The following is a 21,776-nucleotide window of genomic DNA, read 5'->3' as shown; positions in this document are numbered from 1 at the left end:
GCCCTTGACAAGAGCCGGGCGCCGGACGACTTCACGGATGACGCCTGAGTTTTCCGGAGACGACATCATGACAGACGCGGCCCGCACGACCATCGACCAGTCCGAAGTCGATCGCTTCTCGGCGCTGGCCGCGGAGTGGTGGAACCCGCATGGCAAGTTCAAGCCGCTGCACAAGTTCAATCCCGTCCGCCTCGGCTATATCCGCGATCGCGCTGCTGAAACCTTCGGGCGCGACCCGAAAGCGCCGCGTCCGCTGGAAGGCCTGCGCCTCCTTGATATCGGTTGCGGCGGCGGTCTGCTCTCCGAGCCGATGGCCCGCATGGGCGCGGATGTGGTCGGCGCGGATGCCTCCGAGAAGAACATCCGCATTGCGCAGACGCATGCAGCCGGCAGCGGCGTCTCCGTCGATTACCGCGCGGTCACCGCCGAAGCGCTGGCAGAGGCCGGCGAGACGTTCGATATCGTGCTCAACATGGAAGTCGTGGAGCACGTTTCCGATGTCGAGTTTTTCCTGTCCACCTGCGCCTCGATGGTCCGCCCCGGTGGCATGATGGTCGTCGCCACGATCAACCGCACGATGAAGGCCGCAGCGCTCGCCATCTTCGCCGCCGAAAACGTCCTGCGCTGGCTGCCGCGCGGCACGCATCAATATGAAAAACTGGTCCGGCCGGAAGAGATCGAGAAGCCGCTCTCGGCATCGGGGCTCACGATCACGGAGCGCACCGGCGTCTTCTTCAGCCCGTTCACGAACCAGTGGAACCTGTCGCAGGATATGGACGTCAACTACATGATGATCGCCAAGCGCCCACGCGACTGATCAAACGGCCAGACGACGGGGCCGTCAGTTGACCTCGTCGGGCAGGATGGGCAGCGGCGCGACGGCGATGCCTTCCTCGATCAGCGCCCGCGCCTCTTCCACCGTCGCGCGGCCGATCAGCCCGCGGGCCTCGGCCTCGCCATAATGGATCTTACGGGCTTCCTCGGGAAACTTCTCGCCGACATCATCGGCATTGGCGCGAATGGTGGACACCATCTCGCGGATCTTGGAGATCGCCACCTGCTGCGCGTGGTCCATCATCAGGCCGCGCTGCTTGTCCTTGCGCCGCCCGGTCGAAAGCGCCGGCGCCATCAGCGCCCGGCCGACCGATGCCGTGCCGCAGATCGGACAGGTCACCAACCCGCTTTCCGATTGCGCCTCGAAATCGGCACTCGACCCGAACCAGCCCTCAAAGCCGTGGCCTTTGTCGCAGGTCAGCGCATAAAGGATCACGCGGCGACGCCCCCGGTCGTGGGAGCACTGTCACCCGCGGACACCACCGAAAACTCGCGAGCGTTTTTCAGGTTCGGGATCTTGCCACGCGCAGCGGCAACGGCGGCGATATCGATATCGGCCGTGATGACGGCTGCGCTGCTCGGGCCGGCTTCGGCGAGGATACGACCCCAGGGATCGACGATCATCGAATGCCCGAAAGTTTCGCGCCCGTCCTCATGCACACCGCCCTGCGCCGCCGCGACGAGGAAGAAGCCGTTCTCGATGGCGCGCGCCCGCAGCAGGATCTCCCAGTGCGCTTCTCCGGTCTGACGCGTGAAGGCGGCGGGAACGGTCATGATCTGCGCACCCACTACGGCCTGCCGGCGGAAAAGCTCGGGAAAGCGCACATCGTAGCAGATCGAAAAACCGAGCTGACCAAATGGAAGATCGACAACCTGCGCCGTCTCTCCCGGCGTGTAGGCGGCACTTTCACGCCAGCTCTCGCCATTGTCGAGATCGACGTCGAACATGTGGATCTTGTCGTAATGGCAGATCTTCGCACCATCCGGACCGAACAGAAAACCGCGATTGGCGATCTTCCCGTCGGCAAGGCCGATGGCGGTCGAGCCGATATGCAGGTGAATGCCGAGTTCGGCCGCAAGTCCGCGCGCCGTGCGCACGATCACATCGTCGTCCTCGCCGCGCAGCGCGGCACGCAGGGCCGCGCGGTCGCGCTGCAGCGCACCGGTCATTTCCGGCGTCTGCACATAGGTGGCGCCCTTGCTCGCCGCATCGCGAACAAGTTCGGCCATGGTTGCAGCATTTCGTTCGGGCGCGGTGCCGGAGCACATCTGGATGGCGGCGACGCGGAGGGTCATGGCGCTGATGTCCTCAGACTGCCAGCATGGGGTCGAGCTTGCCGGCCTTGTCGAGCGCATGCAGATCGTCGCAGCCACCTACATGGGTGCCGTTGATGAAGATCTGCGGGAACGTCGAGCCACCATTCGCTTTTGCGATCATCTCCTTGCGGAGATCCGGCGAATAGGTCGCATCGTGCTCCTCGAAGGAGACGCCCTTGTTGGAAAGAAGCGTCTTGGCGGCGGCGCAATAGCCGCAGGCCTGACGGGTATAGAGTACGACGGAAGCCATCTACGACACCTGTTTTCGGACCGGCAGAGCGCCGGTGCGCTGCGATATCCGACACGTCCAGCAGGAAACCGTCATGGCCCTGCCGCCTGTCGTCCTTCGGTCATATAAGCACGGTCACGGCTCTTGCAAAGGTCAAAACCGTCACCTCGCGCGCCCCGGCCCTCTTCAGCGCCCGCGTCGCCGCAGCAACCGTCGCGCCCGTGGTATAGACGTCGTCGACGAGCACGATGTGCCGGCCGAAGACGAGCGACCGGCCCGCCTCCGTCACCATGAAGGCGCCGCGCACATTGTCCTGCCGCTGCGTCGCGCCCAGCCCTACCTGCCGCATCGTGCGCCGCTGCCGCATCAGCGCGGTCGCCAGCATCGGCCGGCCGGAGAGACGGGCGAGCGCCCGGGCCAGCTCCGCCGACTGGTTGAACCGCCGCGACCAGAGCCGGTACTTATGCAGCGGCACCGGAACGATCGCATCCGCCGCCTCCACCGCCCCTTCGCCTGCCCGCAGCATCCACGCCGCCATCATCGGCGCAAGATCCGTCCGGTCGGTGTATTTCAGCGCATGCACGAGATCGCGGGCAATGCCCGTGTGGATCGCCACCGAGCGCAGGCGCGTGAACGGCGGCGGGTTGGCGATGGCGTCGGCCGAGAGGATGCCGCGCCCGAGATCGTGAGAGAAGGGCACGCCGAGCACCTCGCAGAACGGCCGCTCGATCAGGCGAAGGCTCGCCCAGCAGGCCGGGCACACGGCAGCATGCCGCTGCACGAAGCGGCCGCAGCCGCGACAGACCGGCGGATAGAGAAGATCGGCAACAACCCGGCCGGCGGCAAGAAGGCGCGCGGCGAGCCGTTCCCGAAAGGACGTGCCCCGGCCCGGCAGCGGATCGGCCGGATCGAGATCGATACCACCGGGCGTCTCCCGGCTTGCGACCGTCCGGTTCGTCACATCCAAGGGTTGCCACTCGCCATCCATCGCCCCGATGCGTCCTTCCGCTCTCTCGACCGTTAGAAGATGGCGCGCGCTCTTGCGCAGCCGCGCGCCGGCGATGATATAGGCCGAGAGTTAGGAGAGTATCGTGGATATCGTATTTGACCAGCCTCTTGTGGAAGCCCGGCGCCTGCGTGCGCTGAAGGCCGGCGATGAGAAGGCGCAGTTCCTGCTCGACATCGTGGCGGAGGATCTCGCCGAAAGGCTCACGGTGGTGGAGCGCCGGTTCGAGACGGCGGTGGAGCTTCATGGCTATACAGGCGTCACCGCCCGCGCCCTGATGGCGACCGGCAAGATCGGCACGCTGACACGTATCGAGACGGACAACGCCTTCGGCGGAACGGAAGGCGTGACCGTAGCGCCGCTGGAAACCGTGCCGGTTGCTCCGGCCAGCGCCAATCTCGTCGTGTCACCGCTGTCCCTGCATCTGACGAACGACACGCCCGGCGTGTTCATCCAGGTCCGGCGGGCGCTGGCCCCGGACGGCCTGTTCCTCGCGGCCATTCCCGGCAACGGCACATTGCAGGAACTGCGGGAGGTGCTGCTGGCCGCCGAAAGCGAGATCACCGGCGGTGCCAGCCCGCGCGTCATTCCCTTCGCCGACGTCCGCGACATCGGCGCCCTGCTGCAGCGCGCAGGCTTCGCCCTGCCCGTCACGGATACGGAAACCTATACGGTGCGCTATGCCTCGCTGTTTGCGCTGATGAAGGATCTGCGTGCCATGGGCATGACCAACACGCTGATTGCCCGCAGCCGCAAGCCGCTCTCCCGCGCCGTATTTCTGCGCGCGGCGGAGCTTTATGCCGAGCGATTTGCAGATCCGGACGGCCGCATCCGTGCGACGTTCTCGGTCATCTATCTCTCGGGCTGGGCGCCGCATGAAAGCCAGCAGAAGCCGCTGGCGCCGGGCTCGGCGAAGATGCGTCTGGCGGATGCGTTGAAGGTGGAGGGGACATCCGGCAGCGGCGCAAAAGGCAACGACGGAAGTCCTTGACGCCTCATGGTTTCGCGAGGGCATCCGTGGCGGTGTTGAAGACATTCGTCAGTTGCTGCGTCATCGCCCCGAAACCGGCGATGATGGCGACGGCGAGAATGCCGCCGATCAGACCATATTCGATGGCGGTCGCACCACTGCGGTCGGAGAGGAATCGCTGAAACAGGTGCATCGCGGACGCTCTCTCCAGACCGGTTTTCATCAGCATCCGCTCTTGCCGCCATCGCCATTGACGATGCAGACGGCGCCCGGCATCTCCTGCAGGACGCTGCGGCGTACGGTATAGCGCTTGGTCGCCTTGTCGTCGGGAATGGAGCCTGTCGATATGGTGTCGTAGTCGATCGGCGCGTTTGCGAGAACCTTGGTGGTATTCTTGCTGGCCATCATCGGGGTGAGGATCAACGTCAGCGCGATGACGGCGGTCCCGAACAGCAGTGCGAGATTGAGCACGCCGGTGCGCCGGTACTCACCCTTCGTCAGGTCTTTGTCCTGAACCGTTCTCCAGAAATCATCGTCCACCATGGCCTGCCTCTTGCCTTTCCGACGCGGCGGAATGCTCGGTTCCGTCCTCGATCGCCGCGCACCGGTCCCATCCTCCCGAAGGGCGGCGCGACTCGGCATCACGTGCTGGCCATTGTGCCGGTTGGAGATAAACGTTCCATTAACGCACAGACAGGACTGCCCCGAAAATGCCTTTCCTTCTCCGCATTTAGGAAGAAGTTGGAAAGGTTTTTTGGATAGGGCGACCTTACGCGCAAACGGCAGGCAGCTACAGAAGATCCATGAGATAGGGAATGAGCGGTTCGTCGGCCGGCGGCATCGGATAGTCGCGCAGCGCCTTCGCCCGCACCCATTTCAGCGCCTGCCCCTCCCGCCCCTGCGGCACGCCCTCATAGCGGCGGCAGACATAGAGCGGCATCAGCAGATGGAAGTCTTCATAGGCATGGCTGGCGAAGGTCAGCGGCGCGAGGCAGGCCACCTTGGTGCGAATGCCCAGCTCCTCCTCCAGTTCCCGGATCAGCGTCTCCTCGGGCGTCTCGCCCGTCTCGACCTTGCCGCCGGGAAACTCCCAGAGACCCGCCATGGATTTGCCCTCCGGCCGCTGCGCAAGCAGAATGCGGCCGTCACCATCAATGAGGGCGCAGGCGGCAACGAGCAGCAGCCGGCGAGGCTGAGCGTTCTCCATGGTCATTCTCCCGCAGGCGTTCGATAGAGATAACGGTAGGCCTCGGTGAAGCCGAGCCCGCGATAGAGCGCTAATGCCGGCGCATTCTCCGCCTCGACGGCGAGCCACGCCTTGCGCGCACCCTTCAGCCGCGCCCAGCGCAGGCTGGCGCCGACGATGTCGCGGCCGATGCCTTCGCCGCGACGCTCGGGCCGAACGGCGACCAGCAATAGCCCCGCAAGGTCGTAATCCTGCACCGCCAGCGCGACCGCCGTCGGCCCTTGGCCGACATCCTCAAACAGAAACAGCCCGCATTCCGCCCGGATCGCCTCGATAACGGAGGTCAGCGCGGCTCTGGTTTCCGGCGGGTCGCCGGCGATCGCCATCCGCGCCTCGACGAATCGGGCGACATCGCGCAACGGCACATGACCAAGCTCATCGCTCGCCGGATTCGGCGGGATATCGGCGGTCATGACGATCGTTTCGGAAAAGTGCGTCCAGCCCGTCGCATCGAGATGGGCGACGAGGCCCGGCGGTGTCAGGGGCGTCTGCCGCACGGTCGGTATGAGGCCGGCGTCGCGAAACTGACGCGCGGCCCGCTCGAGCCGGCCCGCCATGTCGCTGCCGTCATGCGGGTCCAGCGGATTGATCGAATTCAGCCGGCGCGAACCGTGTCCGGGCGTCATCCGCACCAGCCAGCTGCCGTCATACTGCGCGGTTGCAGCCGGCCAGGCCCGAAAGCCGATCGCCTCAAGCCGCCGCACCAATGGCAGCCTCAATCGTGTCGTCTCATCCAGCATCGGCATATCCGGTTGGCAATCCTTGAAGCCCGATCTCGCGATCAGCTCCGGTAATCGCCATTGATCTCGATATATTCCTTGGTCAGGTCGCAGGTATAGACCGTCGCCGTGCCCGAGCCGAGCCCGATCTCGACCTTGATGGCGATGTCCTGCTCCTTCATGACGGCGGACGCGGCCGCTTCGGAATAGGCAGGGTCGCGCTCGCCATTGACGGCGACGCGGATGTCGCCGAACCAGATGGCAAGCAGGTCGCGGTCGGCCTTCTCGCCGGCCTTGCCGACGGCCATGACCACGCGGCCCCAATTGGCGTCCTCACCGGCCACCGCCGTCTTGACGAGCGGCGAGTTGGCGATCGACAGGCCGATGCGCTTGGCAGCGGCGTCGCTTTCCGCGCCTTCCACCGTAATGGCCACCATTTTGCGCGCACCCTCGCCGTCCCGCACGACCTGCAAAGCAAGGTCGAACAGCACGGCATTCAGCGCGTCGCGGAAGTCACCGAGTGCCGCATCCGAAGCATCCTCGATGCGCGCCTGCCCGTCGGCAGCGGCAGCCCCCGTCGCAAACAGCATCAGCGTGTCCGACGTCGAGGTGTCGCTATCCACGGTCACCGAATTGAAGGAAGGACCGACACCTTCCGAGAGAAGCGCCTGCAGGGCCTGTGGCCCGATGTCGGCATCGGTGACGACGAAGGACAGCATCGTCGCCATGTCGGGCGCGATCATGCCGGCACCCTTGGCAATGCCGTTGATCGTCACCGTGACGCCGCCGATCGTCGCCGAGCGGGTCGCGACCTTCGGATAGGTGTCCGTGGTCATGATCGCCTTCGCGGCCTCGAACCAGAAGTCTTCCGTACCCCGGTCCTTCATATCGCCGAGGACGCCGGCAAACTTGGTGGCGTCCAGCGGCTCACCGATCACGCCCGTGGAGGCGAGAAACACCTCGCCCGTCGAGCAGCCCACCGCCTCGGCCGCCGATTGACCGGTCAGCTCCGTTGCGGCACGGCCCTTGGCGCCGGTAAACGCGTTGGCGTTGCCGGAATTGACGACGACGGCGCGGGCAACGCCACCGGACAGGTTCTGCCGGCAGAAATCGACGGCGGCCGACGGGCAGAGCGAGCGGGTGAACACACCAGCGACCGAGGCCGGCGCGTCGAACACCATCATCAGCACGTCCGTCCGGTTCTTATACTTGATGCCGGCTTCGGCCGTCGCCATGCGCACGCCGCGCACCGGCGGCATTTCGGCGAAGGTTTTCGGGGCAAGCGGGGAAACGGAACCGGACATGAAAGGACCTTCGCTGAGAGGGCTGACGGGATGAGGAGACGGTACAGGGCAGGCTCGGCAAACGAAAATCCCGAAGGATCGCCTTCGGGATTTTCACTCATGATAGACGGTTGTCACAGCAGCGTGACAGACCGGTGCACAGGAAGCGTGAGGGGGCAAAGCGGCCCCGATCCTCACCGGGAGGACCGGACCTCCCCAAGCCTCGGCTCCGGCTTAGTTGGCGCCTTCGACGGCGTCGCCTTCGGTCGCGCCGGCGTCCTCGGCCTTGTTGGCTTCGTCGTAGGCCTTCTTGAGCGCGGGATCGCTAATCTCGACGCCGGCATCCTTCTTGGCATCGGCCAGAAGTGCCAGATACTTGTCGCGCATGACGAGCTGCTTGACCTGCGGCTCGACCTGATCGAGCGGCGGCGGCGGCTGCAGGCGCTTGTCCTCGAGCAGGATCACGTGAAAGCCGAACTGCGACTTCACCGGGGTCTTCGTGTAGGCGCCCTTCTCAAGCGCGAAGGCGGCTTCGGAGAATTCCGGCACCATGCGTTCCTTGGTGAAGTAGCCGAGGTCGCCGCCATCGTCCTTGTTCGGATCGGTGGACTTTTCCTTGGCGAGCGTCGCAAAGTCCTTGCCGGCGTCGAGTTCCTTGATGACGGCCTTGGCTTCTTCCTCGGTCTTCACGAGGATGTGGCGGGCCTTCACCTCTTCCTGCGGCTTGATCGCGCCGATTTCCTTCTCGTAGCGCGCCTTGACCTCGTCGGCCGTGACGGCATCGACGACGTGCTTCTTGAAGTAGGCATTGTGCAGCTCGCGATCGGTCAGGTATGCGAGACGCTTCTTGAAGTCTTCGCTGTTCTGCACGCCTTCGGCTTCGGCGTCCTTCGCCAGCAGCTTTACGTCCACGAGGCCCGAAAGCGCGGCAGCACGCTTCTGTTCGTCGGGAAGCTGGGCCAGCTGCGGATCGAGGGACGCGAGCGCCAGATCGAGTTCGGACTGGTGGATCTCGGCGGTCCCGACCTTGGCGACGACCGGATCGGCGGCATCCTGGGCGAACACCGGCCCATGGATCGCGATCACGGCGCCAAGCGCCACGGCAGCGAGCAATCTGGATTTGAACATTCCGTAAACCTTTCCCGATGGGGTACCGGATCCGCCCTTCGCGGCCGGCTTGCCGACCTCACAAACACCAGAATGTGGCCGTTGTGTAGCCTTGCAAAACCGGCATTTTCAGCGAAACGTCGGTCAGCAACTCCCGTTGACATCATTCGACCCCCCTCTTATCTGTCACGCAACCTCGCGTCCAGAACAAGATCCGGGCGTTTTGGCGCAGTTGACGGGAATTCAGACCCACGCGCGGAACGCCGACGTCACATGAAAGGACCATCTTCAATGGTCAGTCTCGGCGGCCTCGCCCGCAAACTCTTCGGGTCCTCCAACGATCGCCGCGTCAAGGGCTACAACACCCGTGTAGCCGCGATCACCGCGCTCGAACCCGAAATGACGGCGCTGAGCGACGAAGCCCTGGCGGCCAAGACCGTCGAGTTCCGGGAGCAGATTGCCGCCGGCAAGACGCTGGACGACCTTCTGGTGCCGGCCTTTGCCGTCGCCCGGGAGGCGGCCCGCCGCGTGCTCGGCCTGCGCCCCTTCGACGTGCAGCTGATCGGCGGCATGATCCTGCATGAAAAATCCATCGCTGAAATGAAGACCGGCGAAGGCAAGACGCTCGTCGCAACGCTGCCCGTCTATCTGAACGCGCTTGCCGGCAAGGGTGTGCACGTCGTCACCGTCAACGACTACCTGGCCAGCCGCGACTCGGCGACCATGGCCCGCATCTACGGCTTCCTCGGCCTCTCCACGGGCGTCATCGTCCACGGCCTGACAGACGACCAGCGCAAGGCGGCCTATGCCTGCGACATCACCTACGCGACCAACAACGAACTCGGCTTCGACTATCTGCGCGATAACATGAAGTACGAGCGGGTCCAGATGGTCCAGCGCGGCCATTTCTTCGCCATCGTCGACGAAGTGGACTCGATCCTCGTCGACGAAGCCCGCACGCCGCTGATCATTTCCGGCCCGCTCGACGACCGCTCGGAACTCTACACCACCATCGACGCCTTCATTCCGATGCTGGACGAAGCCGACTACGAGATCGACGAGAAGCAGCGTTCGGCCAGCTTCTCCGAGGATGGCACCGAGAAGCTCGAAAACCTGCTGCGCGATGCCGGGCTGCTCAAGGGCGAGACGCTCTACGACGTCGAGAACGTCGCGATCGTCCACCACGTCAACAACGCACTGAAGGCCCATAAGCTGTTCCAGCGCGACAAGGACTACATCGTCCGCGGCGACGAAATCGTCATCATCGACGAGTTCACGGGCCGCATGATGCCGGGCCGCCGCTATTCCGAAGGCCAGCACCAGGCACTGGAAGCCAAGGAAAAGGTAACGATCCAGCCCGAGAACCAGACGCTCGCCTCGATCACCTTCCAGAACTACTTCCGCATGTACGAGAAGCTCGGCGGCATGACCGGCACGGCCTCGACGGAAGCGGAAGAATTCGGCAACATCTATGGCCTCGAAGTCGTGGAGGTGCCCACCAACCTGCCGATCCAGCGTATCGACGACCATGACGAGGTCTACCGGACGACGGAAGAGAAGTTCAAGGCGATCGTCGAGGAAATCCGCCAGGCGAAGGAACGCAACCAGCCCGTGCTCGTCGGCACGACCTCGATCGAAAAGTCCGAGCTTCTGGCAGCTCTTCTCAAGCGCGAAGGCTTTACCGGGTTTCAGGTCCTGAACGCTCGCTATCACGAGCAGGAAGCCTATATCGTTTCCCAGGCCGGCGTTCCCGGCGCGGTGACGATCGCCACCAACATGGCGGGCCGCGGTACCGACATTCAGCTCGGCGGCAACCTCGACATGCGCATCGAAGCCGAACTGCACGACGTCGAGCCGGGCCCGGAGCGCGACCAGCGCGAAGCCGCGATCAAGGCCGAGGTGCAGGTGCTGAAGCAGAAGGCGCTCGCCGCCGGCGGTCTCTACGTTCTCGCGACCGAGCGCCACGAAAGCCGCCGCATCGACAACCAGCTGCGCGGCCGCTCCGGCCGTCAGGGCGACCCCGGCCGCTCGAAATTCTACCTGTCGCTGCAGGACGACCTGATGCGCATCTTCGGCTCCGAGCGCATGGATTCCATGCTGCAGAAGCTCGGCCTGAAGGAAGGCGAGGCCATCGTCCATCCCTGGATCAACAAGGCTCTGGAACGCGCCCAGAAGAAGGTCGAAGCCCGCAACTTCGACACCCGCAAGAACCTCCTGAAATATGACGACGTGCTGAACGACCAGCGCAAGGTCATCTTCGAGCAGCGCATCGAGATGATGGACAGCGAGGACGTCTCCGAGACCGTGGCCGACATGCGCCACGAAGTCATCGAGGACATCGTCGCCAAGCGCATTCCGGAAAAAGCCTATGCCGAACAGTGGGATGTCGAGGGACTGAACAACGACGTCCGCGAAACGCTCAACCTCGACCTGCCCATCGCCGCATGGGCGGCCGAGGAAGGCATCGACGAGAACGACATCCGCGAGCGCGTCCTGGCCGCGGCCGACCAAGCCAATACCGAGCGGGCAGAACGCTTCGGCCCCGAGATCATGCGCTATGTCGAGCGTTCGGTCGTGCTGCAGACGCTCGACCATCTCTGGCGCGAGCATATCGTCAATCTCGACCACCTGCGCTCCGTCATCGGCTTCCGCGGCTATGCCCAGCGCGATCCGCTGCAGGAATACAAGGGCGAGGCTTTCGAGCTGTTCCAGGCGCTGCTGACCAACCTGCGTCAGGGCGTCACCGCACAACTGATGCGCGTGGAGCTCGTGCGCGACGCGGCGCAGGCACCGCAACCCGAGCCGCCGGAAATGTTCGGCCATCACATCGATGCGCAGACGGGCGAGGACGAATTCGCCGATGACCGCAACGTCGCCGTGGTCGCGCCGGAAAATCGCGACCCGACCAACCCCGCCACCTGGGGCCGCGTCTCCCGCAACGAGGCCTGCCCCTGCGGCTCCGGCAAGAAGTACAAGCACTGCCACGGCGCCTTCGAGGCCACAGAGGCCTGAGAAAAAGGAACAGATGCAGGGGTTCGCAGCATGAAGGATGAAGCCCTGCAGATCGGCCGTTACGAGATCTTCGTCTTCAACGACGGTCTCTTTGAGGCGAAGGCCGAGTACCTCCATCACCTCGACGGCCCCGAGGCCTCTGCTTCGACCGTCGAGCGATGGGGCAAGACATCCACGATGCTGGACGTCAACTGCTTTGCGCTCCGCGGCCCGGACGGCGACATGCTGATCGACACGGGAGCCGGTACGGCTTGGGGACCGGGCTTCGGCCATGCCCGCCCTGCGATGGAGGCCAAGGGGTTTACGCCCGAGAGCATCACCTGCGTCCTGCTGACACACATCCATGGTGACCATGCCTACGGTCTCTTGAACGATGACGGCACCGCCTACTTTCCGAACGCCGATATTCTCGTGCCGCACGCCGATCTCGCCTTTTTCGGCGATCCGGCCCTGCGCGAAACCGTATCGGAGGCGCGCCGGGGCGGCTTTACCGTCGCTGACAAAATGCAACGGGCCTATGGTTCACGAATCCGCAGCCTGTCCGCCGGTCCGATCTTCGAGGGCATCGAGGCCGTCCCCCTCCCCGGCCACACGCCGGGCCAGATGGGCTTCAGCCTGCAGGGCAGCGAAGACGACCTTCTGATCCTCGCGGATGCGCTTCACATCGCCGAGTTGCAGCTCGCCGATCCGAAGCTCGGCCTGGTCTTCGATCTCGACCCGGTGCAGAGCGCAGCCACCCGCCTTGCAACGCTGGAACAGGCCGCACAACACGGATGGATCGTCGGCGGCGGCCATCTCCACGGCTTCGGCCGGATCGAACGCGCGCAGACTGGCTTTCGGATGATCGGCCTCTAGACCGGGCACACGTGGTTCCGTTCGGCCAAACGACGCAACCACCTTGCTGCACGTCTCCGCCTGCGTCATGATCGTGTTCTTCAAGGGGGCGTATCATGACATCTCTGGATCTCTTTCTTCCGTTCCTCATCACCGCAGGCCTGTTTGCCTTTCTGCCGGGCCCAGCCATGCTCTATGTCGCCGCCCGCACCGTCGCGGCCAGCCGGCGAGCGGGTCTCATGGCGACGCTCGGGATCCATCTCGGCTGCTATGTCCACGTGATCGCCGCAGCGGCTGGCCTGTCCATGCTCTTCCAAGCCGTGCCCACGGCCTATCTGGCCGTCAAGCTCGCCGGCGCCGCCTATCTCGTCTATCTCGGCATCGTCCTGTTCCGCACGCCGGCCCGCAGCGAAGGCGACGGGAGCGCCGTGCAGGGCCTTGCGCCGAAATCGGCCCGCCGCGCCTTCGTGGAGAGCATGATGGTCGAGGTGTTGAACCCGAAGACGGCCATCTTCTTCCTCGCCTTCCTGCCGCAGTTCGTCGAACCCGCGGCCGCCATCCCGGTCTGGGTCCAGTTCGCCGTGCTTGGCACCATCGTCAACATGATGTTTTCGCTAGCGGATATCGTCTGCGTCCTGCTTGCGGAAGCGGTTCTCGCGCGGCTGCGCACATCGGGTCGGGCCGAGCGCCTGATGCAGAAGATCGGTGGCACGATCCTCGTCGGGCTCGGCCTCAACGTGGCGTTGAGCCGGGCGTAATCCCTGCCATTCGAGCGTCCATCCCAACGGAATATTAACGCCGATACCGCATCATCCCGCCTTGTCGTACTGCGTACAGGTCGGGTAGCGTTTCGTGTTCATGGCAGCGTGTCAAACGGCAGAACGAATTCTGCCGCCGGGTCTGAAAGACCGGCTCCTGCCGCACATGCGCCGGCTGGAGCCGCTGCTCACCAGCGATGACCCAAAACACCTTGCCCAGCGCATGGCGCTCGTCGCCTTCGCCATCCGCGTGGTCAGCGCCGGCATCGCCTTCGTTTCGCAGATCATCATGGCCCGCATGATGGGCGAGTTCGAATACGGCATCTTCGTTTTCGTCTGGGTGCTGGTCGTGTTGTTCGGCAACCTCTCCTGCCTCGGCTTCCACACCGCCATCATCCGCTTCGTGCCGCAATATCACGCCGTCAACGCACTGGACGAAATCCGCGGCATGACGGCGACGGTGCGGATTTTCGCCCTCCTGTCGGCCACCGTGCTCGCGGTCGTCGGCATCGGCGGGCTGATCGTCTTCGGAGATCTCGTCAACGGCTATTATCTCGTGCCGCTGTATCTCGGCATCTTCGCCCTGCCGATGATCGCGCTCGGCGACGTGATGGACGGCACTTCGCGGGCACATAGTTGGGCGGTCTCGGCCCTCAGCCCCACCTACATCGTCCGGCCCGTCCTTATCCTTGCCTTCATGGTCGGCGCCGTCTGGTCCGGCGAGCCGTCCACTGCACGGACCGCGATGATCGCCGCCATGGTGGCCACCTATGTCACGAGCGTCGGGCAGTTCTTTATTCTCACCTGGCGCCTGCGCAAACGCTATCGCGCCGGCCCGCTCCGCCTCGAATTCCGCACCTGGCTGCGCGTCGCCCTGCCGATCTTCCTCATCGAGGGCTTTGGCTTTATGCTGACGAACTCGGATGTCGTGCTCGTCGGCATCGCGCTCGATCCGGAAAGCGTCGCGATCTACTTTGCCGCCGCCAAGACGATGGCGCTCGTCCATTTCGTGATGTTCGCCGTCAAGGCTGCCGCCGCGCCGCGTTTCTCCGCGGCAATGGGGAAATCGGGCATGGGCAAGCCCGATCGGCAGCAGCTGTCTGCCATCGCCATCGAAAGCGCCAGATGGTGCTTCTGGCCTTCGCTCTTCGTCGGCGGCTGCGTTCTGGCATCCGGCGGCTTCCTTCTCTCCCTGTTCGGGCCCGCCTTCATGTCCGGCTACCCGCTGATGGCGATCCTCTTTGCCGGCATCATGGCCAAGGCGCTCATCGGCCCGGCGGAGGCGCTGCTCACCATGGGCGGCCAGCAGGCGCTCTGCGTCAAGCTCTACGCCGCAGCCCTTGCCGCCAATCTCGCGCTCAACGTCACCCTCATCCCCGTCTTCGGGCTGACGGGTGCTGCCCTGGCAACGGCGGGCGCCATGATGGTCGAGGCGACATTGCTGCACCTTGCCGTGCGCCACACCTTCGGCATCCGGCTCTTCGCCTTTGCCGCTCCCCAGTCCGGACCCGTCGATACCACCCTTCCTGATAGGGGCCTTCCTGATAGAGGCATTCCTGATAGGGGCATTCTCGATGTGGACCAAACGACGACAAGACCGATGGATGCAGAGGCCAGCCGACCATGAGCGTCACGCCCCAGTTCCCGACAGACGCCAACAGCCGTCCCTCGCAGCTGCCCCGCCGCGGGCAACTGGGCAACGACCACATCCCGGCCGACACGCTGATGCGGACCGGGCGTCCGGGACGCGAATTCTGTGTCTACCCTGCCCGCGCCGGCTACGATCTGCAGGAGGAACTCGATTTCCTATCCAACCGCGCCATAGAGCCGAACGTGTTCTTTTCCGGCCGCTTCCTGGCCCCGGCCATGCCCCGGCTCGAGGATCGTGTGGTCCGGCTCGCCGTCATCCGCGACCGCAGCGAGACGCGTAGCCGCCTGCGTTTCCTGATGCCGTTCTCCGTGGAAAGGCCGGGCTTTGCCATCGGCTCGCCGATCATCCGCGCCTGGGCCAACCCCTTCGGTCCGCTCGGCACGCCGCTCTTGGATACGGAAGAAGCCGCGGAAACGCTCGACAACCTGTTCGATGCGCTGGCCAATCCCGAAGCGGGCCTGCCGCCGATCCTGGTCCTGCCCGATATCCGCCTGAAGGGGCCGCTGGCCCGTCTCGTCCGCGCCGTCGCCATCAGCCGCAACCTGCCGCTCACCGTCACCGACACGTTCAGCCGGCCCGTCCTCGACAGCCTGCTCGATGGCGAAACCTATCTGCGCCGCGCGATCAGCCCCGCCCATCTGCGCGAGCTGCGCCGCCAGTGGACCCTGCTCTCGCGCCTCGGCACCGTCACCCATTCCGTCGCGCGCCAGCCGGAAGACGTCCGTCTGCGCATGGAGGAGTTCCTCGCACTGGAAGCCTCCGGCTGGAAGGGCCGCCAGCGCACGGCGATCGTCATGGACCGCTACCGCGCGGCTTTCGCCCGGGAAGCGATCACCAATCTTGCCGAAGCCGATGCCGTGCGCATCCACACGATCGACCTCGACGGCGTGGCCATCGCATCAATGGTGGTCTTCATGATGGGCGGCGAAGCCTATACCTGGAAAACCGGCTACGACGAGACCTACGCCCGCTACTCTCCCGGCAAGCTGCTGCTGCGCGAACTGACGGAGTGGCATCTGGACGATGCGAACATCCTCAAGTCCGACAGCTGTGCGGTGCCCGATCACCCGATCATGAGCCGGTTCTGGAAAGAGCGTGAGGAGATGGGAACCCTGGTCATCGGCTTGCGCGCCAATCGCGACCGCGACGTCCGCCAGGTCGCGACCCAGCTCCACCTCTACCGCAACACCCGCAACATGGCCCGCCTGCTGCGCGAAAAGATGCGCGCGCTGACGCCGAAGAGCTTCCGGTAAGACGAGCGTAGCGCTTGCTACGCGGGGCCCTCCCCCCGGTACGATGGCTCCCGAGCCGACAGCTCCCGGACATCAGCGTCCCTGAGCAGCCGCCGAATGATCTTGCCCGACGTCGTCAGCGGCAGCGCATCCACAAACGCCACCTCGCGCGGATATTCATGCATCGACAGCCGCGTCTTCACCCAGTCGGAAAGGGCCGCCGCCAGCACGTCCGAGGCGGTATAACCCTCGGCTAGCACCACATAGGCTTTCACGATTTCCGTGCGAACCGGATCCGGCTTGCCGATGACGGCGGCCATGCTGACGGCGGGATGGCCGACCAGGCAATCCTCGACCTCGCTCGGCCCGATCCGAAATCCGGACGAGGTGATGACATCGTCGTCCCGCCCGAAGAAGCTGATATAGCCCTCCTCGTCCATCACGGCCTGGTCCCCGGTCGTCATCCAGTCGCCGATGAACTTTGCCTGCGTCGCCGCCGCGTTTCCCCAGTAGCCGAGGAACATCACCGGATCGGGCCGCCGCACGGCAACCTGCCCCACCTCGCCCCGCGGCAGAACCTGCCCGTCATCGTCGATGATCTCCACCACATGGCCCGGCGCCGCCTTGCCCATCGATCCCGACTTCAGAACGCCATAGGCGGCACTGGAGGAAATGACGATGTTGCATTCCGTCTGCCCGTAGAACTCGGCGATCTCGACGCCAAGCGCCTTGGACGCCTGCTCGAACGTCTCGCGCCCCAGCGCCTCTCCCGCCGCTCCCACCGTTCGCATGTCGAAGGCGTACTGCGCCTTGGGGTTCTCCACCGCCTTCATCAACCGCAGGGCCGTCGGCGGAATGAAGGCGTTGCGCACCTTCATCTCCGACAGGATGCGGAACGCCATATGCGGATCGAACTTCTGCGCAGGCGAGGACACGACGGGAACGCCGAGCATCAACGACGGCAGAAGCGCATTGAGGAGCCCACCCGCCCAGGCCCAGTCGGCCGGCGTCCACATGCGATCGCCCGCCTGCGGCAGGCCGGCATGGTGAAACTGGAAGCCGGGGAGATGACCGAGCAAGACGCGGTGTCCATGCAGCGCACCCTTCGGCGGCCCGGTCGTGCCGGAGGTGTAGATCATCAGGGCCGGATCGTCCGGCCCGGTCTCCGCCGCAACGAAGCCGCTTGCGTCGGTTGCCGCCAGCACATCGAACCCGATCGTATCGTCTGCCCCCTCGCCCCCGTCCGTGCAGACGACCAGCCGCAGATCCGGCAACCGCGCCCTGATGTCTTGAAGCCGCAAAGCCCCGGAACGATCCGTGACCACGACGCAAGCGCCGGCATCCCTCAGCCGGTATTCCAAAGCCTCCACGCCGAAGAGCAGCGCCAGCGGCAGGGCGATACCGCCGAGCTTGTAGATCGCCGCATGCGCGATCGCCGCCTCGAAACCCTGCGGCAGCAGAATGGCGATACGCTCACCTGGGCAAACCCCGTGCGTAAGAAGCCCGGCGGCAAGCGAAGACGATCGTGCGGCAAAGGCGCCGTAGGTCAGTGCCTCGTGGTGGCCATCCGGGCTGAAATGCTGCAGGCAGACCCGCTCCGGCGCCCTTGCAGCCCAGGCATCGCTGACGGCCACACCGATGTTGAACCGGTGCGGAATGTCCCAGGTAAAGTCCCGGATCAGGGCCTCATAGGTGGAAGACGTCGGGAGCATGAACTGCCTTGGGAAGAAGATGCCGACAAGGCGGCAGCCTCCGACCCTATCACCGCCCCGGCCGGCAGATCAATCAACCGCCCGCCCCTCGACAACAAGCGGAGACAGCAGCCCACATCATCTGGTCACGCCTCAGCCGTAATGCGCCATCTCCGTACCGCTCAGGCCGTGCAGCGCATGAAAGAGCCCATCCGGCGTCCGGTAGCCGCGCTCGAAAAGCTCGATGGCAGCGCTCGCGGCACTGACGCCGGCCTGTGTCCGCAAACCGATCCGCCTCTCGGCACACCATGCAAAGACCGCGCTCATGACGATATCGACTTCGCGTTCCGGACCTTTTTCGGAGGCCCTCTGCGTGGAAACTGTCATCGATGCCTGCGCCAAGGAAGCGTCTCCCGATATGTAAGGTTCGGGTTCAGAATGACACGCCCTGTCCCTTTCCGGCAAACGCCTTGCATCAGGCCGGTTAAGAAGCTTCTACTTGTGTCTCGACATGAGACGATCAGGCCTGCGGCCTAAGGAAACGACATGGCCACATCAGCACTTCAGTAAAAAAAGACTTTGGAAATGAATGACTTGAGAGAAGCGCGCGCCGGAAGCGCAGAAGGCCCTGCAATCTTTACAAAGCCTTCAGGATTGCCGTGCGATTGTCTGGCCACGCGCGGTTTGTAGAGCGTCCGCGCACCCCTTTCCCCTGTTTTCCTCGCCTCAGGCGAAGCACGAGACGGACATTCGTCCGCTCGCGCGCACTCGCGAGATGACCGGCATCGGCTCATGGCCGACGCCTTCGACAGCACCGCGTATCATCCGGGAAATATCAGGCTCACGATACCGAAGACGCGTACTGGCCGATCATTCCTCGGCATCAAGGTCGAGAAATTCCGGCGCCTTGACCTGGCGAACGACGACCTCGTAGTCACCCATATCGACCCCGTCGATCACGACGTCCTCGACCGTGATGGTCATGATGCTGAACTCACCGGTTTCCATGTGAACGCCGGCCACGTGTTCCGCAAGCCGGTTGGCGCTCTCCTCGACAGGATCCGGTAGCAATTGGCGAGGTATGAAATCCGGCGTCTGCATTTTCACTCCCAAGGCCCGCGTGCTCGGCATCGTCTGTTCAACCTAACGCATCCTGTCGCACCGCGATATCCGACAGATGCAGAACGAACCACCATCTCAAAAACGTGATCTACCTCCACAGGCAAAACTGCAGCGCCTGTACTCAGCGCTATACCCCAGCGCTAAACCAAGGAACTCCGCCGCTGCGATCGGTCGTCCCGGTTCAGAACATCCGCAATATCGCGCGCGTCCTCCCGCTCAAGCCCCGTCAGGTCCCGCCCATCCGACGCCGCCGGCAGCCCGGTCACCTCATCGATGACCGTCCAACCCCCGCTCCGCTCCTGCCGCACCCCATACCGCGCCTCGACCATCCCGGCTTCTCCCGCCTTACCGGATAAAAATGAAGCTGTGCGTCGGAAGTTCAAGGGGCGGAAAGAGCGTGCGGACGTCGGTCCGAGGCGAGGACACGGGCATGCGGCGATCTGAATTTTCAGGTGGTGTGATGGTGCCCCATGCCGGAGTCGAACCAGCACTCCTTTCGGAACTCGATTTTGAGTCGAGCGCGTCTACCAATTCCGCCAATGGGGCACGGAGAGGCAGGATCGGGATTTATACGGGTGGGGCGGGCTTGGTCAACCGGGATTTCGCGGTCGGCGTGGCAATTGCGCGAGAGAATGGGCAAGACGGTCCATCGGCAGACGGCGGGATCGGGAAACGATGGTGCGGAGCAGCATCAGGCGCGCCGTGGTGATTTACAGGGGCTGTATTCCTGCATAGAAGCTGATGGATGCCTCGTCCGGGGCGTTGCCCCGTCTTGTTACGTGAACGAGGAATTGCCGATGCTCCGCAGCCTTTACGACTGGACCATGTCGCTTGCCGCGCGCAAGTCGGCCGAGGTCTGGCTTGCCGTCATCGCCTTCGTGGAAAGCTCCATCTTCCTCGTGCCCGCAGACGTTCTGTTCCTACCGATGGCACTCGCACGGCCGGAGCGCGCCTGGCGTTATGCGGCGGTCGCGACGGTCGCTTCCGTGCTCGGCGGCATCGCCGGCTGGTATCTCGGGCATTACGCCTTCGAGGCGCTGGCGCGGCCGGTGCTCGAATTCTACGGCAAGCTCGAAGCGTTCGAGACGATGCGGGCGTCCTTCAGCAACGAGATGCTGGTGCTGCTGCTGATCACCTCAGGCCTCGCACATCTGCCGCCCATCAAGGTCGTGACGATCCTGTCCGGCGTCGCGGGTATCCACCTCGGACTGTTCATCGTCTGCGCCATCATCGCGCGCGGCGCGCGCTTCTTTCTCCTGGCCTGGCTGCTGCGCCGCTATGGCGAGGAGATCCGGCATTTCATCGAGAAGCGCCTCGGCCTGATCTCGGCGGTCGCCGCCGCCGCGCTGATCGTCCTTTTCGTCGCCTATCGCTTCTTCCTGCACAATCCCGAGATCGTCACGCCCTGACACTTCACGCGAAGCCGCCGCCGCAAAACAGATTTCGATCCCCACCGATATGCTATAAGGGCTTCGTGACCCGCACAGCGAACCTGCCTTCCGGAGCCCGTAGACCGTGACAGCCATCCAACGCTCCCCTGCCCTGTCCTCCGCCGTCCTCGTCACGCTCGGCATGATCGTTACGGTGGGAACCGCGCTCGGCTTCGAGCATCTCGGCGGCTATATCCCCTGCGCGCTCTGCCTGATGCAGCGCGAGCCCTATTATTACGGTATTCCCGTCGGCGTGCTCGCGATCATTAGCGCCGCCTTCCCCATGCCGGCCTGGCTGCCCCGGCTCCTGCTGGCGGTCGTGGCAATCATGATGCTGGTCGGTGCCGGCATCGGCATCTACCATGCAGGCGTCGAGTGGCATTTCTGGGAGGGACCCTCAAGCTGCGCAACCTCGGCGCAGGGCGTCTCGGCCAATGTCGGCGATCTCCTGGGCGATCTCGACAGCAAGCACGGCCCGTCCTGCACGGATGCGGCGCTCCGCGTGCTCGGCCTGTCGTTCGCCGGCTGGAACGTGCTGGCGAGCCTCGTGCTCGCGGCGCTTGCCGTCCGCGGCGCCGTCAAGGCGCGATAACGCGAAAAGGGCGCCCCTTCAGGCGCCCTCGAAACCAGTCGGCTATTCACCACAGCCAAGCCTTATGGCTGTAGTTCGACATCCCAGTAGAGATAGTCCATCCAGCTTTCATGCAGAAAATTCGGCGGGAACAGACGGCCGTTATTGTGAAGGTCCTGAACCGTCGGGTGATACGGCTTCTGGTGCGGGAACATGCCGGCATTGCGCGGCATCTTGCCGCCCTTGCGCAGGTTGCAGGGCGAGCATGCGGCCACCACGTTCTCCCAGGTCGTCTGGCCGCCATGGCAGCGCGGAATGACGTGATCGAAGGTCAGGTCGTCCGGCGAGCCGCAATACTGGCACTCGAACCGGTCCCGCAGGAAGACGTTGAAGCGGGTGAAGGCCGGGTGGCGCGAGGGCTGAACGTAGCTCTTCAGGCACACGACGCTCGGAAGCTTCATCGAAAAGCTGGGCGAAGAAACCTGGTGGTCGTATTCCGCGAGAATAACGACACGGTCAAGGAAGACCGCCTTGATCGCGTCCTGCCAGGACCAGAGCGACAAAGGGTAATAACTAAGAGGCCGGTAGTCCGCGTTCAACACGAGCGCAGGCAAGGCCTGAGGTGAGACTGCAATCGTCAAGTCCAGTGACTCCTGATCGATTCGGCATCTGCACTTCTATATTAGGCCCGTTACGTCAGGATTGTGAAGCCGAAAGGAAATCGGGAACAAAAGATTCATTTCAGATGGTTACGCGCCACACGA

23 protein-coding genes and 1 tRNA gene are annotated in these 21,776 nt (G+C 64.3%); 9 read left to right on the top strand and 15 right to left on the bottom strand.

Translation table 11 applies throughout. The features are described 5' to 3' along the window. Positions 1–67: 67 nt before the first annotated feature. Positions 68–817: a bifunctional 2-polyprenyl-6-hydroxyphenol methylase/3-demethylubiquinol 3-O-methyltransferase UbiG gene (gene ubiG, locus C8J33_RS20220; protein WP_110800922.1), complete on the top strand. Its 750-nt coding sequence runs from the start codon at positions 68–70 to the stop codon at positions 815–817. A 24-nt stretch (positions 818–841) separates the two neighbouring features. Here the strand turns inward: ubiG and C8J33_RS20215 are convergent, their stop codons facing one another. From C8J33_RS20215 to C8J33_RS20200, 4 genes are all read right to left on the bottom strand, one after another. Beyond that, positions 842–1,270 carry a DUF1178 family protein gene (locus tag C8J33_RS20215; protein WP_132665143.1) on the bottom strand — a complete coding sequence of 143 codons (429 nt, stop codon included), beginning with the start codon at positions 1,268–1,270 and terminating at the stop codon, positions 842–844. Continuing rightward, the gene (locus tag C8J33_RS20210) at positions 1,267–2,130 is read right to left on the bottom strand and encodes a carbon-nitrogen hydrolase family protein (RefSeq protein WP_132665142.1); all 864 of its coding nucleotides are present in this window, start codon (positions 2,128–2,130) and stop codon (positions 1,267–1,269) included. Before C8J33_RS20210 ends, C8J33_RS20215 begins: the two co-directional genes overlap by 4 nt. A gap of 13 nt (positions 2,131–2,143) precedes the next feature. Further along, the gene (grxC, locus tag C8J33_RS20205; protein ID WP_132665141.1) at positions 2,144–2,401 is read right to left on the bottom strand and encodes a glutaredoxin 3; all 258 of its coding nucleotides are present in this window, start codon (positions 2,399–2,401) and stop codon (positions 2,144–2,146) included. A gap of 100 nt (positions 2,402–2,501) precedes the next feature. Next, positions 2,502–3,368: a ComF family protein gene (locus tag C8J33_RS20200; RefSeq protein WP_132665140.1), complete on the bottom strand. Its 867-nt coding sequence runs from the start codon at positions 3,366–3,368 to the stop codon at positions 2,502–2,504. A gap of 103 nt (positions 3,369–3,471) precedes the next feature. Between C8J33_RS20200 and C8J33_RS20195 the strand changes: the two genes are divergently transcribed. Then, positions 3,472–4,377 (top strand): class I SAM-dependent methyltransferase, encoded by a 906-nt coding sequence (locus tag C8J33_RS20195; protein WP_132665139.1) that lies wholly within the window; start codon positions 3,472–3,474, stop codon positions 4,375–4,377. A 4-nt stretch (positions 4,378–4,381) separates the two neighbouring features. Here the strand turns inward: C8J33_RS20195 and C8J33_RS20190 are convergent, their stop codons facing one another. From C8J33_RS20190 to C8J33_RS20165, 6 genes are all read right to left on the bottom strand, one after another. Next, positions 4,382–4,579, bottom strand: a complete 198-nt coding sequence (locus C8J33_RS20190) for a Flp family type IVb pilin (protein ID WP_245507222.1) — start codon at positions 4,577–4,579, stop codon at positions 4,382–4,384. Then, positions 4,579–4,899: a hypothetical protein gene (locus C8J33_RS20185; RefSeq protein ID WP_092935373.1), complete on the bottom strand. Its 321-nt coding sequence runs from the start codon at positions 4,897–4,899 to the stop codon at positions 4,579–4,581. The genes C8J33_RS20190 and C8J33_RS20185 overlap by 1 nt, the downstream gene beginning before the upstream one ends. A 247-nt stretch (positions 4,900–5,146) precedes the next feature. After that, entirely contained in the window at positions 5,147–5,563 is a 417-nt protein-coding gene (gene mutT, locus C8J33_RS20180) for an 8-oxo-dGTP diphosphatase MutT (protein ID WP_132665138.1), read from the bottom strand. A gap of 2 nt (positions 5,564–5,565) precedes the next feature. Next, on the bottom strand, positions 5,566–6,342 hold the full coding sequence (locus C8J33_RS20175; protein WP_245507221.1) for a GNAT family N-acetyltransferase: 777 nt from the start codon (positions 6,340–6,342) through the stop codon (positions 5,566–5,568). A 41-nt stretch (positions 6,343–6,383) separates the two neighbouring features. After that, positions 6,384–7,625: a bifunctional glutamate N-acetyltransferase/amino-acid acetyltransferase ArgJ gene (argJ, locus tag C8J33_RS20170; protein WP_132665136.1), complete on the bottom strand. Its 1,242-nt coding sequence runs from the start codon at positions 7,623–7,625 to the stop codon at positions 6,384–6,386. Positions 7,626–7,838: 213 nt separating this feature from the next. Then, a complete protein-coding gene (locus C8J33_RS20165; protein ID WP_110730116.1) occupies positions 7,839–8,732 on the bottom strand; it encodes a peptidylprolyl isomerase in 894 nt (297 codons plus the stop codon). A 270-nt stretch (positions 8,733–9,002) separates the two neighbouring features. On the opposite strand from C8J33_RS20165, the gene secA reads away from it, so the two are divergent. The 5 genes from secA (at position 9,003) to C8J33_RS20140 (ending at position 16,219) form a co-directional block, all read left to right on the top strand. After that, the gene (gene secA / locus C8J33_RS20160) at positions 9,003–11,723 is read left to right on the top strand and encodes a preprotein translocase subunit SecA (protein WP_132665135.1); all 2,721 of its coding nucleotides are present in this window, start codon (positions 9,003–9,005) and stop codon (positions 11,721–11,723) included. Between the two features lie 30 nt (positions 11,724–11,753). Then, positions 11,754–12,578 (top strand): AidB family quorum-quenching N-acyl homoserine lactonase, encoded by an 825-nt coding sequence (gene aidB / locus C8J33_RS20155; RefSeq protein WP_132665134.1) that lies wholly within the window; start codon positions 11,754–11,756, stop codon positions 12,576–12,578. 95 nt (positions 12,579–12,673) lie between these two features. Beyond that, positions 12,674–13,315, top strand: coding sequence for a LysE family translocator (locus tag C8J33_RS20150; protein ID WP_132665133.1), 642 nt, complete (start codon positions 12,674–12,676; stop codon positions 13,313–13,315). A gap of 100 nt (positions 13,316–13,415) precedes the next feature. Beyond that, on the top strand, positions 13,416–14,942 hold the full coding sequence (locus tag C8J33_RS20145; protein ID WP_132665132.1) for a lipopolysaccharide biosynthesis protein: 1,527 nt from the start codon (positions 13,416–13,418) through the stop codon (positions 14,940–14,942). Next, positions 14,939–16,219, top strand: a complete 1,281-nt coding sequence (locus tag C8J33_RS20140; RefSeq protein ID WP_132665131.1) for a GNAT family N-acetyltransferase — start codon at positions 14,939–14,941, stop codon at positions 16,217–16,219. The genes C8J33_RS20145 and C8J33_RS20140 overlap by 4 nt, the downstream gene beginning before the upstream one ends. 17 nt (positions 16,220–16,236) lie before the next feature. Here C8J33_RS20140 and C8J33_RS20135 read toward each other — a convergent pair whose 3' ends face one another. The 4 genes from C8J33_RS20135 to C8J33_RS20115 form a co-directional block, all read right to left on the bottom strand. Next, a complete protein-coding gene (locus tag C8J33_RS20135; protein ID WP_132665130.1) occupies positions 16,237–17,910 on the bottom strand; it encodes an AMP-binding protein in 1,674 nt (557 codons plus the stop codon). 132 nt (positions 17,911–18,042) lie between these two features. After that, positions 18,043–18,276 (bottom strand): hypothetical protein, encoded by a 234-nt coding sequence (locus C8J33_RS20130; RefSeq protein ID WP_132665158.1) that lies wholly within the window; start codon positions 18,274–18,276, stop codon positions 18,043–18,045. A 483-nt stretch (positions 18,277–18,759) separates the two neighbouring features. Next, positions 18,760–18,990, bottom strand: a complete 231-nt coding sequence (locus tag C8J33_RS20125) for a hypothetical protein (RefSeq protein ID WP_110807777.1) — start codon at positions 18,988–18,990, stop codon at positions 18,760–18,762. A 482-nt stretch (positions 18,991–19,472) separates the two neighbouring features. After that, a tRNA-Leu gene (locus C8J33_RS20115) sits at positions 19,473–19,557 on the bottom strand. Positions 19,558–19,808: 251 nt separating this feature from the next. Here C8J33_RS20115 and C8J33_RS20110 point away from each other — a divergent pair. Both C8J33_RS20110 and C8J33_RS20105 read left to right on the top strand, forming a co-directional pair. After that, positions 19,809–20,420 (top strand): YqaA family protein, encoded by a 612-nt coding sequence (locus C8J33_RS20110; RefSeq protein WP_092935439.1) that lies wholly within the window; start codon positions 19,809–19,811, stop codon positions 20,418–20,420. 106 nt (positions 20,421–20,526) lie between these two features. Then, the gene (locus C8J33_RS20105) at positions 20,527–21,033 is read left to right on the top strand and encodes a disulfide bond formation protein B (RefSeq protein WP_281024623.1); all 507 of its coding nucleotides are present in this window, start codon (positions 20,527–20,529) and stop codon (positions 21,031–21,033) included. A gap of 62 nt (positions 21,034–21,095) precedes the next feature. On the opposite strand, the gene C8J33_RS20100 is transcribed toward C8J33_RS20105, so the two are convergent. Beyond that, the gene (locus C8J33_RS20100) at positions 21,096–21,653 is read right to left on the bottom strand and encodes an HNH endonuclease (RefSeq protein ID WP_092935441.1); all 558 of its coding nucleotides are present in this window, start codon (positions 21,651–21,653) and stop codon (positions 21,096–21,098) included. Positions 21,654–21,776 lie beyond the last annotated feature (123 nt).

It is taken from the genome of Rhizobium sp. PP-CC-3G-465 (assembly GCF_004343445.1).
Classification (GTDB): domain Bacteria; phylum Pseudomonadota; class Alphaproteobacteria; order Rhizobiales; family Rhizobiaceae; genus Ferranicluibacter; species Ferranicluibacter rubi.
This window is presented reverse-complemented; position numbering and strand designations above follow the sequence as displayed.

Excerpts from the sequence above, each read along its gene's own strand:
- C8J33_RS20140 (WP_132665131.1), top strand. The coding sequence starts at position 14,939 with ATGAGCGTCACGCCCCAGTTCCCGACAGACGCCAACAGCCGTCCCTCG.
- secA (WP_132665135.1), top strand. The coding sequence starts at position 9,003 with ATGGTCAGTCTCGGCGGCCTCGCCCGCAAACTCTTCGGGTCCTCCAAC.
- C8J33_RS20175 (WP_245507221.1), bottom strand. The coding sequence starts at position 6,342 with ATGCTGGATGAGACGACACGATTGAGGCTGCCATTGGTGCGGCGGCTT.
- C8J33_RS20185 (WP_092935373.1), bottom strand. The coding sequence starts at position 4,899 with ATGGTGGACGATGATTTCTGGAGAACGGTTCAGGACAAAGACCTGACG.
- C8J33_RS20135 (WP_132665130.1), bottom strand. The coding sequence starts at position 17,910 with ATGCTCCCGACGTCTTCCACCTATGAGGCCCTGATCCGGGACTTTACC.
- C8J33_RS20145 (WP_132665132.1), top strand. The coding sequence starts at position 13,416 with ATGGCAGCGTGTCAAACGGCAGAACGAATTCTGCCGCCGGGTCTGAAA.
- C8J33_RS20130 (WP_132665158.1), bottom strand. The coding sequence starts at position 18,276 with ATGACAGTTTCCACGCAGAGGGCCTCCGAAAAAGGTCCGGAACGCGAA.
- C8J33_RS20210 (WP_132665142.1), bottom strand. The coding sequence starts at position 2,130 with ATGACCCTCCGCGTCGCCGCCATCCAGATGTGCTCCGGCACCGCGCCC.
- grxC (WP_132665141.1), bottom strand. The coding sequence starts at position 2,401 with ATGGCTTCCGTCGTACTCTATACCCGTCAGGCCTGCGGCTATTGCGCC.
- C8J33_RS20150 (WP_132665133.1), top strand. The coding sequence starts at position 12,674 with ATGACATCTCTGGATCTCTTTCTTCCGTTCCTCATCACCGCAGGCCTG.
- C8J33_RS20125 (WP_110807777.1), bottom strand. The coding sequence starts at position 18,990 with ATGCAGACGCCGGATTTCATACCTCGCCAATTGCTACCGGATCCTGTC.
- argJ (WP_132665136.1), bottom strand. The coding sequence starts at position 7,625 with ATGTCCGGTTCCGTTTCCCCGCTTGCCCCGAAAACCTTCGCCGAAATG.
- ubiG (WP_110800922.1), top strand. The coding sequence starts at position 68 with ATGACAGACGCGGCCCGCACGACCATCGACCAGTCCGAAGTCGATCGC.
- aidB (WP_132665134.1), top strand. The coding sequence starts at position 11,754 with ATGAAGGATGAAGCCCTGCAGATCGGCCGTTACGAGATCTTCGTCTTC.
- C8J33_RS20190 (WP_245507222.1), bottom strand. The coding sequence starts at position 4,579 with ATGAAAACCGGTCTGGAGAGAGCGTCCGCGATGCACCTGTTTCAGCGA.
- mutT (WP_132665138.1), bottom strand. The coding sequence starts at position 5,563 with ATGGAGAACGCTCAGCCTCGCCGGCTGCTGCTCGTTGCCGCCTGCGCC.
- C8J33_RS20165 (WP_110730116.1), bottom strand. The coding sequence starts at position 8,732 with ATGTTCAAATCCAGATTGCTCGCTGCCGTGGCGCTTGGCGCCGTGATC.
- C8J33_RS20200 (WP_132665140.1), bottom strand. The coding sequence starts at position 3,368 with ATGGATGGCGAGTGGCAACCCTTGGATGTGACGAACCGGACGGTCGCA.
- C8J33_RS20110 (WP_092935439.1), top strand. The coding sequence starts at position 19,809 with ATGCTCCGCAGCCTTTACGACTGGACCATGTCGCTTGCCGCGCGCAAG.